Source organism: Nocardioides astragali, assembly GCF_024436375.1.
GTDB classification, from domain to species: domain Bacteria; phylum Actinomycetota; class Actinomycetes; order Propionibacteriales; family Nocardioidaceae; genus Nocardioides; species Nocardioides astragali.
The window spans coordinates 486,304-502,354 of the sequence record NZ_JAFMZM010000004.1 but is presented as its reverse complement, the minus strand read 5'-3'; the positions used below and the strand labels follow the sequence as shown (position 1 = coordinate 502,354).

Annotated in this window: 18 protein-coding genes and 1 tRNA gene; 5 read left to right on the top strand and 14 right to left on the bottom strand. The window is 70.0% G+C overall.

Features of this window, described 5'->3' with window-relative positions; genetic code table 11:
• Positions 1–105: 105 nt before the first annotated feature.
• From J3P44_RS15670 to J3P44_RS15660, 3 genes are all read left to right on the top strand, one after another.
• A complete protein-coding gene (locus J3P44_RS15670; protein ID WP_255891366.1) occupies positions 106–1,005 on the top strand; it encodes a calcium-binding protein in 900 nt (299 codons plus the stop codon).
• Positions 1,006–1,189: 184 nt separating this feature from the next.
• Complete coding sequence (locus J3P44_RS15665; protein WP_255891365.1) at positions 1,190–1,447, top strand: GlsB/YeaQ/YmgE family stress response membrane protein; 258 nt, start codon at positions 1,190–1,192, stop codon at positions 1,445–1,447.
• 185 nt (positions 1,448–1,632) lie between these two features.
• Positions 1,633–1,884 carry a helix-turn-helix domain-containing protein gene (locus tag J3P44_RS15660; protein ID WP_305122581.1) on the top strand — a complete coding sequence of 84 codons (252 nt, stop codon included), beginning with the start codon at positions 1,633–1,635 and terminating at the stop codon, positions 1,882–1,884.
• A 165-nt stretch (positions 1,885–2,049) separates the two neighbouring features.
• On the opposite strand, the gene J3P44_RS15655 is transcribed toward J3P44_RS15660, so the two are convergent.
• Both J3P44_RS15655 and J3P44_RS15650 read right to left on the bottom strand, forming a co-directional pair.
• Positions 2,050–2,121, bottom strand: a tRNA-Val gene (locus J3P44_RS15655).
• A gap of 56 nt (positions 2,122–2,177) precedes the next feature.
• On the bottom strand, positions 2,178–2,717 hold the full coding sequence (locus J3P44_RS15650) for a PGPGW domain-containing protein (RefSeq protein WP_255891364.1): 540 nt from the start codon (positions 2,715–2,717) through the stop codon (positions 2,178–2,180).
• A gap of 230 nt (positions 2,718–2,947) precedes the next feature.
• Here J3P44_RS15650 and J3P44_RS15645 point away from each other — a divergent pair, with 230 nt between their 5' ends.
• The gene (locus J3P44_RS15645; RefSeq protein ID WP_255891363.1) at positions 2,948–3,382 is read left to right on the top strand and encodes an SsgA family sporulation/cell division regulator; all 435 of its coding nucleotides are present in this window, start codon (positions 2,948–2,950) and stop codon (positions 3,380–3,382) included.
• 16 nt (positions 3,383–3,398) lie between these two features.
• Here J3P44_RS15645 and J3P44_RS15640 read toward each other — a convergent pair whose 3' ends face one another.
• From J3P44_RS15640 to J3P44_RS15585, 12 genes are all read right to left on the bottom strand, one after another.
• Complete coding sequence (locus J3P44_RS15640; RefSeq protein WP_255891362.1) at positions 3,399–5,216, bottom strand: ABC transporter ATP-binding protein; 1,818 nt, start codon at positions 5,214–5,216, stop codon at positions 3,399–3,401.
• Complete coding sequence (locus tag J3P44_RS15635) at positions 5,213–7,054, bottom strand: ABC transporter ATP-binding protein (RefSeq protein WP_255891361.1); 1,842 nt, start codon at positions 7,052–7,054, stop codon at positions 5,213–5,215. The genes J3P44_RS15640 and J3P44_RS15635 overlap by 4 nt, the downstream gene beginning before the upstream one ends.
• Before the next feature lie 129 nt (positions 7,055–7,183).
• The gene (locus J3P44_RS15630) at positions 7,184–7,954 is read right to left on the bottom strand and encodes an amino acid ABC transporter ATP-binding protein (RefSeq protein ID WP_255891360.1); all 771 of its coding nucleotides are present in this window, start codon (positions 7,952–7,954) and stop codon (positions 7,184–7,186) included.
• The gene (locus tag J3P44_RS15625; protein ID WP_255891359.1) at positions 7,951–8,826 is read right to left on the bottom strand and encodes an amino acid ABC transporter permease; all 876 of its coding nucleotides are present in this window, start codon (positions 8,824–8,826) and stop codon (positions 7,951–7,953) included. The genes J3P44_RS15630 and J3P44_RS15625 overlap by 4 nt, the downstream gene beginning before the upstream one ends.
• A gap of 14 nt (positions 8,827–8,840) precedes the next feature.
• Entirely contained in the window at positions 8,841–9,728 is an 888-nt protein-coding gene (locus J3P44_RS15620; protein WP_255891358.1) for an ABC transporter substrate-binding protein, read from the bottom strand.
• A gap of 9 nt (positions 9,729–9,737) precedes the next feature.
• Positions 9,738–10,529, bottom strand: coding sequence for an imidazole glycerol phosphate synthase subunit HisF (hisF, locus tag J3P44_RS15615; protein WP_255891357.1), 792 nt, complete (start codon positions 10,527–10,529; stop codon positions 9,738–9,740).
• Complete coding sequence (locus J3P44_RS15610; RefSeq protein ID WP_255891356.1) at positions 10,526–10,981, bottom strand: NUDIX hydrolase; 456 nt, start codon at positions 10,979–10,981, stop codon at positions 10,526–10,528. The genes hisF and J3P44_RS15610 overlap by 4 nt, the downstream gene beginning before the upstream one ends.
• A 2-nt stretch (positions 10,982–10,983) precedes the next feature.
• Positions 10,984–11,730 carry a bifunctional 1-(5-phosphoribosyl)-5-((5-phosphoribosylamino)methylideneamino)imidazole-4-carboxamide isomerase/phosphoribosylanthranilate isomerase PriA gene (gene priA / locus J3P44_RS15605; RefSeq protein WP_255891355.1) on the bottom strand — a complete coding sequence of 249 codons (747 nt, stop codon included), beginning with the start codon at positions 11,728–11,730 and terminating at the stop codon, positions 10,984–10,986.
• Positions 11,731–11,739: 9 nt separating this feature from the next.
• Complete coding sequence (locus tag J3P44_RS15600) at positions 11,740–12,585, bottom strand: alpha/beta fold hydrolase (RefSeq protein ID WP_255891628.1); 846 nt, start codon at positions 12,583–12,585, stop codon at positions 11,740–11,742.
• A gap of 150 nt (positions 12,586–12,735) precedes the next feature.
• Complete coding sequence (locus J3P44_RS15595) at positions 12,736–12,885, bottom strand: hypothetical protein (protein WP_255891354.1); 150 nt, start codon at positions 12,883–12,885, stop codon at positions 12,736–12,738.
• A 139-nt stretch (positions 12,886–13,024) separates the two neighbouring features.
• Positions 13,025–14,437 carry an HNH endonuclease signature motif containing protein gene (locus J3P44_RS15590; RefSeq protein ID WP_255891353.1) on the bottom strand — a complete coding sequence of 471 codons (1,413 nt, stop codon included), beginning with the start codon at positions 14,435–14,437 and terminating at the stop codon, positions 13,025–13,027.
• Positions 14,438–14,621: 184 nt separating this feature from the next.
• Positions 14,622–15,254: a hemerythrin domain-containing protein gene (locus J3P44_RS15585; RefSeq protein ID WP_255891352.1), complete on the bottom strand. Its 633-nt coding sequence runs from the start codon at positions 15,252–15,254 to the stop codon at positions 14,622–14,624.
• Positions 15,255–15,385: 131 nt separating this feature from the next.
• Here J3P44_RS15585 and J3P44_RS15580 point away from each other — a divergent pair, with 131 nt between their 5' ends.
• Positions 15,386–16,045 carry a hypothetical protein gene (locus J3P44_RS15580; RefSeq protein WP_255891351.1) on the top strand — a complete coding sequence of 220 codons (660 nt, stop codon included), beginning with the start codon at positions 15,386–15,388 and terminating at the stop codon, positions 16,043–16,045.
• The last annotated feature ends 6 nt before the right edge of the window (positions 16,046–16,051 follow it).

Here is a 16,051-nt window from a genome sequence, read left to right as displayed (position 1 = left end):
ACTCCTTTCACCCCGGGAAGCACTCACCTTCGCTAGTTCGTGCAAAACCCCAACAAAGCATCAAGGTTTCTCCCACAATGAGGTCTGATTCGGAGGAGAACTCAAGTGAAAGCCGCTTTGCGTCTGAGTGCCTTGGCGCTGCTGGCCGTCAGCGCGGCCGCCACGCCTGCCTTCGCGGCGCCCATGCGCGGAACCACTACTGACGACGTCATCACAGGCAAGGCTCGCGCCGACTACATCATGGCGCTCGGCGGCAACGATCGCGTGCGTGGCTACGGAGGTGACGACACCATCTACGGGGGCAACGATGACGACATCGTGTACGGCGACTCCGGCAACGACTGGATCACCGCGCAGCCGGGCGACGACTTCGTCGCCGGCGGGCTCGGCAACGACAAGATCGATGGCGGCTCCGGCGACGACGTCCTCTACGGCGGCGAGGGCGACGACATCCTTTCGGCCAACGTCGGCCACGACACCGTCTACGGCGAGGCCGGCAACGACATCATCGGCGGCAACGACGGCGACGACCGGCTCTTCGGCGGCGACGGCTCCGACAAGCACATAGGCGGCGCCGGCAACGACTGGATCGACGGCGGCCCCGGCGACGACGGCGCCATCCAGGGCGGTCCCGGCGACGACGTGCTCATCGACGGCGACGGCAACGACTGGCTGATCAAGGGCGACGAAGGCAACGACGTCGTGTTCCTCGGCCCCGGCTCCGACAAGGTCTTCACCGAGCAGGGCGACGACACGATCTACGTCCTGCCCGACGGCATGGTCGACAAGATCCGCTGCGACGACGGCGACCAGGAGCAGGGCACCAACGACCAGGTGATCTTCGTCGGCTGGCGCGACCCTCTCGACATCGTCGATCCATTCGGGACGTGCGAGTTCGTCACGGTTGTCCAAGAGCTGCCCGGTGGCTGGCCATACGGTCCCGTTCCCACGGACCCGCGCAGCAACGTCGCCCCACGAATCGTGAGCGCAGACCTGTCCCGCTGACAATGGCCATCGCAGTACGCGTTGTCGTTGATCCGATAGCCGTTCCGATGCCGGCGGTCGACGTCGGAGCCCCGTTTCCTGCAGGCGAGCCCAGCTGGTGCCTCACCGCGACGCCTAGGATGAAGACGTTCTGTCCTTCGCGACAACCGCTGGCCACCCCGCCGCCACCACCAGGAGCAGTTCCATGATCGGTTTCCTTGTCGCCGGCCTCGTCATCGGGGCCCTCGCACGCCTCATCAAGCCCGGCAAGCAGAACCTCGGCATCCTCGCCACCCTCGGACTCGGCCTCGTCGGGTCGCTCATCGGCGGGCTCATCGCCCAGTTCTTCGGCACCGGAGGCATCTTCGAGCTCAACGTCATCGGGTTCGTGCTTGCCGTCGTCGCCGCTGTGCTGCTCATCGGCACCGCCGAAGCCCTGACCGGCCGCGACAAGAAGGCCTGACACGCCAACTCGTCGTTGATGCGCCGACAGTGAGCCCGTGGCTGGTGCCAGGCCGAGGAAGAGGGCTTCGACGAGGTGATGTCGCCGAGGCGACGTAGATGCCCGACAGCACGAGGCAAGCCGTGGTGGAAGGGTCATGTGCCTGACCGGCGTCGACTACTTCGTCAGGGCTTCGCGACTCGGCCCTGCGCCTCGTTGGCCTTCTTGCGGATCCGTCGAGGGCGCGGAGCTCGAAGGCGCGGACTGAGCGACGCGCCATCCCGGTCTACCTCAGCCTCGACGAGGCAGCCGAGGCCATGTCGGTCTCGGTCAAGACCATCCGACGCTGGATCGCCGCCGGCACCCTCCCCGCCTACCGCTGTGGGAAACGCGCCATCCGCATCAAGCTCGAGGACCTCGAGGCCGCACCCCGGCAGATCCCCTCAGCGCGATGCTAAGAGTTGTCACGGCGTTTTGATGGTGACCCCTGGTGTGGCCGAACCAGCCCACGGCCAGCACTCGGTGGGCTGTTGGCCGGAGCCCACGGCAACGTTGTTGCACGTATGTTGCACGAGAGGCCGGCTTCCGAGTGGAAACCGGCCTCTCACCTGCATGTTCTCTTGTGGGCGATACTGGGTTCGAACCAGTGACCTCTTCGGTGTGAACGAAGCGCGCTACCACTGCGCCAATCGCCCGAGACGCAGGAACGATATCCCATGGCAGACCCGCACCAGGAATCAGGGTGCGCCAGTCAGGCCCGGTGCTCCTGACGATCCCGGTCGCTGTCCTTGCCCCTGGCCTTGCCCTCGTTCTTGCCCTTGCTCTTGCCGTCGCTCTTGATCTCGCGGCGCAGCTCGTCCGTGGCCTCCGGCTTGCCGTGGAAACGCCGGTAGCTGTAAGCGATGAGCGCCAGCGCGATCACCGCGGAGCCGATCTGGGTCACGCCGGTCCAGATGCCGCCCGGAAGCCACCAAGTGTCGGACAGCGGCCACCAGGCCGGCGAGGGCGGCTTCATGATCCACAACACGCCACACGCGGCCAGCACCACCGCGCCCAGGCACGAGGCGATGATGCGCGGCCAGGTCTCGACACCCTCGGCCGCTCCCAGCAGCGCGCGGAGCCGGACCGGCTCTACCCGCCGCTCGGCCCAGTCGTACTGCTGCGAGAGCAGGGCCAGGCCGGCGAAGATGCCGAGCAACCCCGGGCCGGGGAGGAAGATCGCCGCCACCCCGAGCACCAGCAGCACCCACCCCAGAGTCTCGAGCACGATGCGCCTGGCTGCCCCCGTCATACGGAGACCATAACGGCCCACCCCAGCGCTCGTCGGACCTTGAAAAACCGGCGGCGCGCCACCCCTTGTTTGACCGTGAAACGCGGGGTTACCGTCAAGTACGCCGTCAGTCACTATCAAGATCTGGTCTGGACCGCTTTGCAGTGGATTTTGCCGTTTCGCATCACGGGCGGCCCTCCGTGCCGTCTCATGAGCACGCAGCACCAAGGAACCGTTTCGAAGGAGCACTGATGAACATGTCCGGTGGCCGGCACACCCTGTCCGACGTCGCGTTGGACATCACGGTCGAGTGCCTGGACGAGCGCGGCATCCGTCACGAGATCGACACCGTGCTCGGATACCGGAGCTCGGACCCGTTCGCGGTGGCGATGACCTTCCTCACGGGCGATGGAGACCTGGTCTGGACCTTCGGTCGCGACCTTCTCATGCGCGGCGCCGAGTCCCCGGTCGGTGAGGGCGACGTGCACGTGGCTCCGGCGATCGGCCTCAGCGGCCGCGCAATGGTCAGCATCGAGCTCAACTCCCCCGATGGCCACCTCGTGCTCATGGCGCGCTCCAGCGACGTCAACGACTTCCTCGCGCGCACCGTCGCTGTCGTCGCCCCCGGCACCGAGTCGGACTTCTTCGACGTCGACACGCTGATCTCGCAGGTGCTGGCTTCCTGAGCCCTGCCTCGCAGGACTACTGGTGTGAGTGCTGCGCGATCCAGCTCGCGTGGAGCCCTGAGTAGATGCTCCCCCTCTGGGTGACGAGCTCCGCGTGCGGGCCGCGCTGCACGACGCGCCCCTTGTCGACCACGATCACCTCGTCGGCGTTCTCCGCCGTCGAGAGCCGATGGGCGATCGTCACCGAGGTGCGCGACTGCATCAGCCGCTCCAACGCCCGACCGATCTGCATCTCCAGGGCCGGGTCGACGGCGCTCGTGGCCTCGTCGAGGACGAGCAGGTCGGGGTCGGCGAGATGGGCGCGCAGGAGCGCGACCAGCTGGCGCTCTCCTGCGGACAGCGACTCGCCCCGCTGACCCACCTCGGTGTGCAGGCCGCGCGGCAAGCCGGCCAGCCAGTCGTCGATGCCGAGCTGGACCGCGGACTCGCGGATCTCCTCGTCGGTCGCGTCGAGCTTGCCGTAGCGCACGTTGGCGGTGATGGTGTCGTCGAACAAGAACCCCTCCTGGGGCACCAGCACCACGCTGCGCCGCAGTGACTGCGCGTCGATGCGGCGTACGTCGATGCCGTCGAGCAGCACCGCGCCGTCGACCGGGTCCATCAGGCGGGTCAACAGCTTGGCGAAGGTCGACTTCCCGGAGCCGGTCTCCCCGACGATCGCGACGCGCGTGCCGGCGTCGATCGTGAGGTCGACGTCGCGCAGCACCGGCGGGCCGCCGGGGTAGGAGAAGGAGACATCGGCGAAACGTACGTCGATCGGTCCGCGGGGCAGCTGCTCACCCCCGGGCCCCGGGTCGACCAGGTCGGCCGGTGTCTCCAGGATGCCGAGCACGCGCCGCCAGCTGGCGATGGCGTTCTGGGCGTCGGTGAGGATTTGCGTGCCCATCTGCACCGGCCCGACGAACAGCGACACCAGGAAGGCGAACGCGAGCACCCGGCCCGGTGTCATGTCGCCGGTGAAGCCGAGCAGGACCCCGATCACGATCACGCCGGCGTTGGCCAGGCCGGCGGAGATGCCGCCGAGGGAGAACGACGTGACGGTGTAGGTCTGGGCGTGGGTGTAGGCGTTCTGCCAGTCCTGGATCGCGGTGTCGATCCTGGCCTGGGTGCGGTCCTCGACCCCGTAGGAGCGGACCACTGCGGCGCCGACGACCGGCTCCGAGATCGCCCCCAGCAGCACGCCGACCTGGTGGCGTACGACGGTGTAGGCGGCGGACAGCTTCTTCTGGAACCACCGGATGGAGAGAAACAGGGGCGCGAAGCAGAGCCAGACGACCGCGGCCAGCTCCCAGCTGTAGACGAGCATCAGGACGGTGGCCACCAGCATCTGTCCGATGCTGACGACGAAGATGAGGCCGCCGAAGACCAGGAACTGGCTGACCTGGTCGACGTCGGAGGTCACCCGGGAGACCAGGGCCCCGCGGCGCTCGGTGTTCTGGGTGAGCAGCGGCAGGTCGTGGACGTGCCGGAACGCCTTCGTGCGCAGCGTGGCGAGACCGTGCTCGGAGGTGGTGAACAGCCGGCTCGTCATGGCGTACGACGCCACGCTGGTGACCAGGATCGCGACGGCCGCCAGCACGCCCATCCAGACGACGTAGTCGAGACGGGGGCCTCCGGGTGCGTTGAGGCCGCGGTCGAGGGTCTGCTGGACCGCGATCGGCACCACGATCTGGCCGCAGGAGGAGATGACCGCCAGCAGCATCGTCAGGCCGAGGCCCTCGCGGAGCTCGGGTGAGTACTTCATCCCGAGGCGGATCGTGGCGATGGCGCCGATGTCCTCGCCGGTGTCCATCCGGGTGCCGGAGGTGGGAGCCGTGGGGGCCGTGGTGCTCATCGGGCGGTCTCCCCTGCGTCGACATCGGCGTCGAGCCCTGTGTCGAGCCCGTCATCGAGCCCGTCCTCCACCTCGTAGGCGTTGACGAGGTGGGCGTAGGCCGGGCTGGAGGCCAGCAGGTCGGCGTGGGTGCCCCGGCCGACGATGTGGCCCTCGTCGAGGTGCACCACCTCGTCGGCCAGCGAGATGGTCGCCTTGCGGTAGGCCACGACCACCAGGGACGCCGCCGAGCCGTGCACGTCGTCGCGGAGCGAGGCGAGGATCCGCGCCTCGACCTCGGGATCCACCGCCGAGGTGGCGTCGTCGAGGATCAGCAGCCGAGGGCGACGCACGAGGGCGCGGGCCAGCGAGAGCCGCTGCCGCTGCCCGCCGGACAGCGACGTGCCGCGCTCGCCCAGCTCGGTGTCGAGCCCGTCGGGCAGGGCCGCGACGAACCCGTCTGCCTGGGCCGTGCGCAGTGCGCCCCACACCTCCTCGTCGGTGACGTCGGCGCCGAGCGTCACGTTGTCCCGGACCGTGTCGTCGAACATGAACGCGGTCTGGGGCACGAGCGCGACGTCACGCGGCAGCTCGCCGCGCCGCAGGCCCTTGACGTCGTGGCCGTCGATGCGGATCCGGCCGGAGTCGGGGTCGACGAGCCGCGTCATCAGGCTGGTGAGCGTGCTCTTGCCCGAGGCGGTCGCGCCGACGAGGGCCACGGTCCGGCCGGGCTGGACGTCGAAGTCGACCCCGCGCAACAGCGGGGCATCGGCGTCGTAGGCGTAGTGCAGGTCGTCGACCTGGAGCAGGGCGCCCACGTCGGAGCGGGGCAGCTCGTCGTCGCCGTAGGCCATGTTGCCCTGGGCGTCGAGCACCGCCTTGGCGCGGCGGTAGCCGACGACCGAGCGGGGGAACTCCCCCAGCAGCCAGCCGATGGCCCGGATCGGGAAGGAGACGATGGTGAGGAGGTAGGCGATGGTCACGACGTCACCGGCGCTGGTGGCTCCGCTGGAGACGCGCGAGACCCCGACGGCCAGCACGACGAGGACACCGAGGCTGGGCAGGCTGGCCAGTGCGGGGTCGAAGACCGCGCGGATCCGGCCGGCGCGGATGTTGACGTCGCGCAGCTCGTGGGCCTTGGCCCGGAAGCGGTCGGTCTCCTCGACCTCGCGGCCCAGGGTCTTGACCACCATCGCCCCGTCGAAGGACTCGTGGGCGATCTCGCTGACCTCGGCCCGCAGGCCCTGCGCCCGCGTCATGAGGGGCGAGGCATAGCGCTGGTAGAGCAGGTTGGCGACGACGACCGCGGGGAAGACGAGCAGGCCCACCAGCGCCATCACCACGTCGGCGACGAACATCTGCACGACCGCGATGACCATCATGACCACGGTGCCGAGCGCCATCGGGAGCGGCATGATCGGCGACCACGCCGCCTCGACGTCGGAGTAGGCGTTGGACAGCAGCTGGCCGGTCGGGTGGCGCTGGTGCCACTCCATCGGCAGGGAGAGGTATTGCCGGGTGACGCCGCGTCTCGTGTGGGACTGCATCCGGTAGTACATGATGCCGCCGCCCAGGCGCCGGGCGACGATGCCGATGGCGCGGAGGATCGCGACCGCCATGAAGAGCGCGACCACCCACACGAGCAGGGAGGTGCCGATCTCGCCGTTGTCGAAGGCGGGGATGAGGACGTGCTGGGTGGACCAGCCGAGCACCCAGGCGTCGGCGACGGTGAGCACGCCGAACAGCACGGCGCCGAGGGTGGCCACGGTGAAGACGCGCGGCTCACGCTTGATGCCGACCCACAGGACGCGGAAGCCGTCGAGTGTCGTGGTGCTCCGCAGCTCCGGATCCTCGCCCACCGGTGTCGCCCGCCCCCTTGATGTCTGGCTCGTGTCAGCTGCCCAAGGCAACCGACCACCCCGGTCAGGCTATTCCTCGCCACCGACAGCGAGCCAATCGCCTCGGCCCGTCGACGCCCCTAGGGGTGGTCAGGCGCGGATCCGGGACAGGAAGGCGCGGGTGCGCTCCTCCTGAGGGTCACCGATCACCTGGTCGGGACTCCCCCGCTCGTGGATCCGGCCGTCGTGGAGGAAGCAGACCTGGTCGGCGACGTCGCGGGCGAAGCCCATCTCGTGCGTGTTGAGCAGCATGGTCACGCCCTCACCCTTGAGCTCGGTGAGCAGGTCGAGCACCTCGCCCACGAGCTCCGGGTCGAGCGCGCTGGTCACCTCGTCGAGCAGCATCAGCCGCGGGTTGGCCACCAGCGCCCGCGCGATGGCGACACGCTGCTGCTGCCCGCCCGAGAGGTCGTCGGGCCTGGCCAGCGCCTTCTCGGACAGGCCCACCCGGTCCAGCATCGCGAGTCCTCGCGACCGGGCCTCGCGGGCCTCGACGCCGTGCACCAGGCGGAGCGCCAGAGTGACGTTGCCGATGACGTCGAGGTGCGGGAACAGGTTGTAGGCCTGGAAGACCATCCCCATCCGCGAGCGCACCTCGTCGCCGTCCACCTGCGGGTCGGTGATGTCGCGGCCCTCGAAGGTGATCACGCCGTCGTCGACGACCTCGAGGAGGTTGACGCAGCGCAGCAGGGTCGACTTGCCCGACCCCGAGGCACCGATCAGGACGACGCACTGGCCGGGCTCGATCGTGAGGTCGACCTCGCGCAGGACCACGTGGTCGCCGAAGGACTTGCGCACACCGGACAGCCGCAGGAGCTCGGTGCCGCTCGCGCCCGACAAGGAGCTCGCACGCTCGCTCACAGGAGACCTCCCGCTCCGTGGTAGCCCTTCTTGCGGGCGTACCGGTCGGTGAGCCGGGCCATGGGGATGGTGAGGCAGCAGAACAGCACGCCCGCGACGACGTACGGCGTGTAGTTGAAGTCGAGCGCCGTCTCGATCTGTGCCTTGCGGATCGCGTCGGACACGCCGAGCACGGCGATCAGGCCGGAGTCCTTCTGCAGCGAGACCAGGTCGTTCATCAGCGGCGGGATCACGCGACGCCAGGCCTGCGGCAGGACGACGTGGCGCAGCGTCTGCCCGTAGGACAGCCCGAGCGATCGCCCGGCCAGCCGCTGGCTCGGGTGGACCGACTCGATGCCGGCCCGGAAGACCTCGGCGACGTAGGCGGAGTAGGACAGCACCAGAGCGAGGCCGCCCCAGAAGAGCGGCGACCTGGGCATCCCGCTCAACCCCAGCGCCGGCCCACCGAAGCCCAGCAGGAAGATCACCAGCAGCAGCGGCAGGCCGCGGAAGACGTCGACGTACGCCGTGCCGAGCAGGCGCAGCGGGAACGCCACGGGCCCGCGGAGGGTGCGGACGATGGCGACGGTCAGGCTCAGGACCAGGATCAGGATCCAGCAGACGATCATCACGCGGATGTTGAGCCACAGCCCCTCGAGCACGGCTGGGAACGAGGAGACGGCCTTGTCCCAGTCGAAGTACGTCTCCTGCACCCGTTGCCAGCCCGGCGAGCTGACCACGGCACCGCCGAGGCCTCCCAGCAGGAGCAGCGTGCTCCCGGCCGCGATCACCGCGCTGCGCAGCGTGCGGCGTCGCCGCCACTCGTCACGCTCGCGCTGCACCTCGGAGGGGCGCCAGTCCTCGGCGACCTGTCCGGTCAGCTGCTCCGACATCGGGGACCCGGTGCTCAGGAGAGCTCGGGAGCGCCCTGCTGGGCCAGCCACTCCTGGTTGATCTGGTCGAGGATGCCGTCCTCGCGCAGTGCGTCGACGGCCGACGAGACGCAGTCGGTCAGCGGGCTGCCCTTGGACAGGACGGCCCCGAACTGCTCGGGCTCGCCCTCTGGCAGGGGCAGCTGGCCGACGATCACGCCGTCGTCGAGCTGCACCGCGGTCATGTAGTAGGCGGTGGGCAGGTCGACGACGATGCCGTCGATCTGGCCGTTGTTGAGGGCCTGGACCGCTTGGTCGTTGGTGTCGAAGACGTGAGGATCCTGCGAAGGCTGGATCTGGTCGGTGATGGCCGTGTAGCTCGTGGTGCCCACCTGTGCGCCGAGCTTCGCGTCGGCCAGCTCGGCGACGCTGGTCGCGCCGTCGATCGCGCTCCCCTTGTTGGTGATGACGCTCTGCACGACGTCGAAGTAGCCGGAGGAGAAGTCCACGGCCTTGCGGCGCGCCTCGGTGATCGAGACCTGGTTGAGGTCGAAGTCGAAGTCCTTCGGGCCGGGCTGGACGACCTTGTTGAACGGCACCCGCACCCAGTTCACCTGATCGTCGGTGTAGCCGAGCTGCTCGGCGATCGCGTAGCCCACCGCGGACTCGTAGCCCTGCCCGTTGGTGGGGTCGTTGTCGACGACCCACGGCTCGAAGGCGGGCTCGTCGGTCGCGATGGTCAGGGTGCCCGGCGTGATGGTCTCCATCGAGTCGGGGGTGCACTCGTCGGCGGCCGGGGTCTCCGTGGCGGACTCGGTGGCGTCGGTGCCGGTGTCGGCCTCGTCCGTCGGGGCGCATGCGGTCAGGGCGATCGCGGCGGTCGCAAGTGCGGCGACGGCGAGGGGCCGGGAGGTCTTCAGCATGGCCGAATCCTACGACTCCGGACCCGCCCAGCGGACGGGGTGACCGGCGGCGACCAGACCAGTCTTGACGTCGCCGATGCGCAGGGTCCCGAAGTGGAAGACGGTGGCCGCGAGGACGGCGTCGGCGCCGGCGTCGACCGCCGGTGGGAAGTGCTCGACCGCGCCCGCTCCCCCGCTCGCGATCACCGGGATGCTCACCTCGCGGCGTACGGCGCGGATGAGCTCGAGGTCGAATCCGTCGGTGGTGCCGTCGGCGTCCATGGCGTTGAGCAGGATCTCCCCCGCGCCGAGCTCGGCGGCGCGCACCGCCCACTCGATGGCGTCGAGGCCCGCACTCTTGCGCCCGCCGTGGGTGGTGACCTCGAAGCCGCTCGGGGTCCTCTGCTGGTCCGAACCGGTGCGCCGTGCGTCGACGCTCAGGACCAGGACCTGGTTGCCGAAGCGGTCGGCGATCTCAGCGACCAGCTCAGGCCGGTGGATCGCCGCGGTGTTGACCGCGACCTTGTCGGCACCGGCCCGCAGGAGTCGGTCGACGTCCTCGACGCTGCTGACCCCGCCGCCGACCGTGAGCGGGATGAACACCTCCTCCGCGCAGCGGCTGACCACCTCCATGGTGGTGGCGCGCCCCTCGTGCGAGGCGGAGATGTCGAGGAACGTCAGCTCGTCGGCGCCCTCCGCGTCGTAGAGCCGCGCGAGCTCGACCGGGTCGCCGGCGTCACGGAGCTCGGTGAAGTTGACCCCCTTGACGACCCGGCCGCCGTCGACGTCGAGACACGGGATGACGCGGACCGCGAGGCTCATCGACGTGCCTCCTCGGTCCGCCGCGCGGCCAGCGCGACGTCGACGATCTCCGAGCGGGGTTGCCCGTCGAGCTCTGCGAGCGGCACCCATGCGGCGTGGTCCGTCGAGCCGTCGACCTCAGTGGTGCCCAGCTCCCCACCCGTGATGGTCGCCTCGAAGACGAACCGCTGCGAGCGGATCCAGCCGTCGAAGGTCCTGCCGCGAGCGGTGAAGAAGTGGTCGATGAGCAGCGGACCCGGCTCGACGTGGTAGCCGGTCTCCTCGAACGCCTCGCGCACGAGGCCGTCGCGGATCGACTCGTCGAACTCGATCCCGCCCCCCGGAAGCGTCCACTCGGGGTCGCTGTGCCCCTCGCCGTTCCACCACGCGAGCAGCACCCGCTCCTGCCCGTCGACCTCGTCGAGGAGGAGCGCGTAGGCGGCCAGCCGGGTGTGGTAGTCGGTGAACTCCATGCTCAGGCGCCCTTCGTCAGCGCGAGCGCGTCCTCGAGGGTGAACCGACCCTCGTAGAGCGCCGTGCCGGCGATCGCGCCCTCCACACCCTCGTCGACGAGCCCCATGAGAGCGCGGATGTCGTCGAGGGTGGTCACTCCGCCGCTGGCCACGACCGGCCTGCCGGTGGCGGCGCAGACGTCACGGAGGAGCTGGAGGTTGGGTCCCTGGAGCATGCCGTCCTTGTTGACGTCGGTCACGACGTAGCGCGCACACCCCTCCGAGTCGAGGCGGGCGAGGGTCTCGTAGAGGTCGCCGCCGTCGCGGGTCCATCCGCGCGCCGCGAGGGTCGTGCCCCGCACGTCGAGGCCGACGGCCACCCGGTCGCCGTACGTCGCGATCGCCCGCGCGCACCACTCCGGCTGCTCGAGGGCGGCCGTGCCGATGTTGACCCGTCGGCAGCCGGTCGCCATCGCCGCCTCGAGCGACTCGTCGTCGCGGATGCCGCCGCTCATCTCGACCTGGATGTCCAGCGTGCCGACGATCGTGGCCTGGAGCTCGCGGTTGTGGCCGTGGCCGAAGGCGGCGTCGAGGTCGACGAGGTGGATCCACTCCGCCCCCGCCTCCTGCCAGCGCAGCGCGGCCTCGACGGGGTCGCCGAAGCGCTTCTCCGACCCGTCCACGCCCTGCACCAGCTGGACGGCCTGGCCGCCCTTGATGTCGACGGCGGGCAGGAGCTCGAGGTAGGGCTGCTCGGGGGTGCTGGGCATGGGTCGATCCTAGGAGCGATCCGAGCCGCGTTCCTGCGCACCGATGTCGCGCGAGACGCCCCGCATGTGGGTGCGCACCGCGGCGGCCACCTCGGCGGCGTGGGTGAGGGCGGCGCTGTGCCCGGCGCCGGGGACCGTCACTCGCGAGGTCGTGGGGATCTCTCGCTCGAGCCGGTCGAGCATCTCGGTGAACCAGTCGCGCGTGTCGCCGCCGCCCACGAGCAGCGTGGGGCAGCTGACACGTACGGCGGCGGCTCGGGGGAAGCGCCACTCCAGCAAGGCAGGGAGGTCGGCCTCGAAGAAGGCAGCCGCGTCGCGCTGCATCGCCGCGACCGACCCGGGCAGGTCACGCTCGGCGTTGGCGCGCCATCCGGGCCCGTCGATCTGACCCATGATCCGTTCGAGTGCGCGCGTCGGGCCATCCTCCTGGGACCACAGTGCAAGGAGCTCGGTCGTGGCGGCGCGGAAGTCCGCCGCCCCTGTGGTGGCGTACGGCGGGGGCTCGACGAGCGCGAGCGAGCGCACGGCGGTCGGATGCAGGCCGGCGAGCGTCAGCGCGAGGGCTGCGCTGTAGCTGGCCCCCACCACGTGCACGGGTCCCAGTTCCAGCTCCCTCAGGACGGCAGCGACGACGTCGGCGTCACTGTCCACCGACGAGGACTGCGGAGCGGGCCCGCTGTTTCCGTAGCCCCGGCGATGCACGTGCCACACCTGTAGTCCCCCGGCGTCCGCCAGCGCCATCGACAGTGGCCGCAGCTCGTCGAACGTCAGCGCCGTCTGCACGACGACGACCTGCTCACCCTCGCCGTGCTGTTCGACCTCGACGTGGGTGCCGGCCACGGCGACCTGGCGCATCTCGACCACCCGACCACTGTGACACCGGAGGCAGGTCGACGCACGGGGTAGTGGTGAGGCGGCGTCGGGGGACGCCCGTCCTGGGCTGGGAGCGGAATCCGGACGCTGGATCGGGAGGGACGCGGCGAGACGGCTCAGCGTGCGGCGCGCTCACCACTGGGGGTCGTTGATCCAGTCGGCCAGCTCGGAGAACGCGCCGGCGCACCAGCGCTGCCGCAGCGCTGGTGCGAGCAGCAACGGCAGCGCCATGACGAGCACGACGCAGGCCAGCAGCCCGAGCCACGGCCGACCACTCCGCACCCCGCCCGTCAGCGGGGGGCCGAGGTACGACCGCGCCGGCGCGGACGTCCGCCAGGCGATCGCCTGGGCGCGGTCGACGCAGCGTGCCCGGACGCGCCTGTAGCCCCGCCCGTGTGGTGCGGCGGGGTGTGGGGCGGGGTCATGGTCGACGTGGTCGCCGGCTTGGTTCTGGTGGCGGGTCGAGTGGGGTGGTCCCGGAAGGGTCGCGGCGGTAGCGGTGGCCGTGGGGGCTGGTCCACTCAAACTCGCCGGGTCCGATGACGTCGTAGTGCCAGGCGGTGTGGGTCTTGAGGCGGTGGTGGAACCGACACAACGCACCGAGGTTGGGAGTCAGGGTCGGCCCGGGCTGTGGGCGATCTTCTGTGTCGGCGTCGTGGTCGTACTCGATGACGTGGTCAATGTCGCAGCCACGCGCCGGTCGAGTGCAGAACGGGAACACGCAGGTCGTGTCGCGAAGAATGACCTGCTCGCGGATCCGGTCGGGGATCTCGTAGCCGGACGCTTCGAGGTGAGCGTTGAGGTCGATGACGGGCTTGACGGTGACCTTCGTGCGGGAGTCGCCGCACCAGGCCCGGACCTGCTCGAGCAGCAGGAGGCGTTGGCCTTCCTCGAGCCGCCCGGTCGGCCCGAAGACGGTGCTCAGCCCATCAAGTGAAGCGTCGAAGTGGGCGTGCAGCACGACTTCTCGCGCGACCGGCAGGCCGTCCGCGTCGCGCGTGCCGGTGTTGCCTTGGGTGTGGAGGTCGAGCGCGGTCTGCGTCCGTGCGAGGTCACCGAGGGCGGCAGCCCTTCGGGCGTCGAGGGACTCCGTCGAGCCGAGAGCCTTGCGCAGCTCTGCGCCGTGGGCGACGGCCCGGTCGACGTCGAGGGCGTCGGCCAGGTCGACCTCCGCCTCGATCCGTACGGTGCCGGCGAAGTGGACGTCCTCGTCGTGGACCGTGACGTGCCGCGGGTCCACCGAGAGGTAACCGTCCTCCGGGTCCGCCGCCGGATCGTCGGCGGCGAGCTCGTGCCGTTTGATGGTCTCGGCGACCAGCCGCTCCAGCTGCGCGGGACCGACACGACCGGCCACGGCAGCGACCTGGGCATCCACCCATGCGGCCGCCTCAGGAGTCAGGGACGGGGTGGCGTGGATCGTGGCTTCGGCCACCATCCGGGCCCGCCACGGTGCGACCCCACCCGACTGGACCTGCGTCCACAGTCGCGGGAGTCGGTGCCGCAGCTCCAGAGCGTGCCCGATCAGCCGTTTCGCCGACACGGTGGAGATGCCCAGGACGGTGCCGAGCTCGGCGACGCAGAACTCCGCCACCGTGGGGCAGCCCTCCCCGGCGATGGGTTCCTCGAACTCGAGACCGATCCCGCGACCACTCGTGAAGGTCGCGGCGTGGTGGATCGACTCGGGCGGGTGCAGGTCCGCCCACCGGGCAGCGAGATCGAGCAGGTCAGCGGCCGCGCGGTCCTCGGTGGCCTTCCGCTCACGAAGCGCGTCGAGCAGGTCCGTCGGGCTGAGGGCGTCCTCGACCTCGGTCCCGGCTTCCAGCCTCTCGATCATGTGTTCGAGTGTAGAGAAAACCACCGACACCGGACCCCGCCTGCGAGTCCAGGAAACCTCAAGATCGCGGCGTCCATCGGGCGTGGTTTCGAGGCTCGCTCCGCTCGCACCTCAACCACCGAATGGCCGCTCGCACCTCAACCCCGACGGGCGACCGCCCGAGCGGGACGCGCGGTGCGGCGGGCTAGCTCCAGACCGGGGCGACCTCGCGGCGGTAGCGCCTGGCCAGCAGCAGTGTCAGCAGCGTGACTACCGGGCCCGGGATGGTCTGGCGAAGCGACGACCGCTCCCTCTCCCCTGCCCCGTCCTGCATCCAGGCGAGCGCGTTGGCGGCGTCGACGATGCTGGCCGGGCGGAGCTTCTTGACCATGGCCTTCCACTCCGGGTCGTCCTCCAGGCCCGCCGCGATCGGCTCGAGGTCTCGCTCCTCGTGCTCGAGGTGCGCGTTGACCACGCGGGCACAGTCGGCCACGACGTCCGCGGCGGAACCAGCCTGGGCAGAGGTCGGCGCCTTCACCACCTCGTCGATCGCCGTCGACGCTGAGCCGAGGGCCTGCTTCATCGCCGCGTGCTCCGACTCCATCTCCGCGAGCAGCGCGGGATCGAAGCCCCGCTGCTCGAGGAACGGCCAGATGTTCGCGTCCTCCGCCTCGTGGTGGTGGGTGAGCTCGCGCACGAGGTTGCGCCACGCAACCTTGATCTCCCGGGCACGCCCGGAGTCCCCGTCGTCGAGAGCACGCAGTGCCTGCTCGGTGCGCGTGACGTCACGGCGGACCGCGGCGTGGATGATCTGGTTCATGCTCAGCTGCTCTGCCATGGCGAGACGCTAACGCTGAGCCGTCGGTGGGGCGACACCATTTCTCAACAGATCCGACCGACACGCGTCGTTCGCCCAGACAGCCCGCACCACCTCCGGACAGAATCCACGTGACGACGAGGGGATCGAACATGCAGCGACTCGTACATGCGCTGGTGGCCGCGTCACTGGCCTCCACCATGATCGGTGTGACCGCCGGCGCGGCGTCGGCTGACCGGTGGTGGGGCGGCGACAGGCACGGCGACGTACGGCAGATCCATTTTGTGCCCGCCCCTCCTCCGTGCGGCATCGTGGAGGAAGGAACGGCGCCCCAGGACGCCGCGACCGACATCGTCGGACTGTCGGTGCGGCACGAAGCAGCCGCAGTCGAGGTCCGCGCGCACCTCCGGGACCTACCCCCCGTGTGGGGCGACCGTTACCTCTCGTTCGATCTGCAGACCGACCGCCGCGACTACGAGATCACCATCCAGCGGTTGCGGAAGCGTGGCCCGCTCGAGACCATCCTGCTCGTCGCAGCCCGCCCGCCCGAGTCCGTGGACGAGTGCGGCACCTACTACACCGTGCAGCTCCACGTCTCGTGCCCCGAGCTCCTCATGACCCGGTCGACCGATCGCGACGTGGTGTCAGTGGAGCTCCCCCACTCGTGTGTCGGTGGTCCGCGCTGGGTCCGGGCTGGCGTACGCAACTTCCGGACGGTGCAGGACCGATACCGGAGCGACGTGTGGGGTACGGGCAGCGACGACCCTGTCGCCTACACCGGCCCCTTCGGACCCCGCGTCCGGCACGACTGACGGACG

Coding starts and splice junctions, on each gene's coding strand:
- J3P44_RS15610 (WP_255891356.1), bottom strand. CDS start 10,981: ATGGAGTTCACCGACTACCACACCCGGCTGGCCGCCTACGCGCTCCTC.
- J3P44_RS15590 (WP_255891353.1), bottom strand. CDS start 14,437: ATGATCGAGAGGCTGGAAGCCGGGACCGAGGTCGAGGACGCCCTCAGC.
- J3P44_RS15585 (WP_255891352.1), bottom strand. CDS start 15,254: ATGGCAGAGCAGCTGAGCATGAACCAGATCATCCACGCCGCGGTCCGC.
- J3P44_RS15620 (WP_255891358.1), bottom strand. CDS start 9,728: ATGCTGAAGACCTCCCGGCCCCTCGCCGTCGCCGCACTTGCGACCGCC.
- J3P44_RS15665 (WP_255891365.1), top strand. CDS start 1,190: ATGATCGGTTTCCTTGTCGCCGGCCTCGTCATCGGGGCCCTCGCACGC.
- J3P44_RS15645 (WP_255891363.1), top strand. CDS start 2,948: ATGAACATGTCCGGTGGCCGGCACACCCTGTCCGACGTCGCGTTGGAC.
- J3P44_RS15580 (WP_255891351.1), top strand. CDS start 15,386: ATGCAGCGACTCGTACATGCGCTGGTGGCCGCGTCACTGGCCTCCACC.
- J3P44_RS15600 (WP_255891628.1), bottom strand. CDS start 12,585: ATGCGCCAGGTCGCCGTGGCCGGCACCCACGTCGAGGTCGAACAGCAC.
- hisF (WP_255891357.1), bottom strand. CDS start 10,529: ATGAGCCTCGCGGTCCGCGTCATCCCGTGTCTCGACGTCGACGGCGGC.
- J3P44_RS15650 (WP_255891364.1), bottom strand. CDS start 2,717: ATGACGGGGGCAGCCAGGCGCATCGTGCTCGAGACTCTGGGGTGGGTG.
- priA (WP_255891355.1), bottom strand. CDS start 11,730: ATGCCCAGCACCCCCGAGCAGCCCTACCTCGAGCTCCTGCCCGCCGTC.
- J3P44_RS15625 (WP_255891359.1), bottom strand. CDS start 8,826: ATGTCGGAGCAGCTGACCGGACAGGTCGCCGAGGACTGGCGCCCCTCC.
- J3P44_RS15640 (WP_255891362.1), bottom strand. CDS start 5,216: ATGAGCACCACGGCCCCCACGGCTCCCACCTCCGGCACCCGGATGGAC.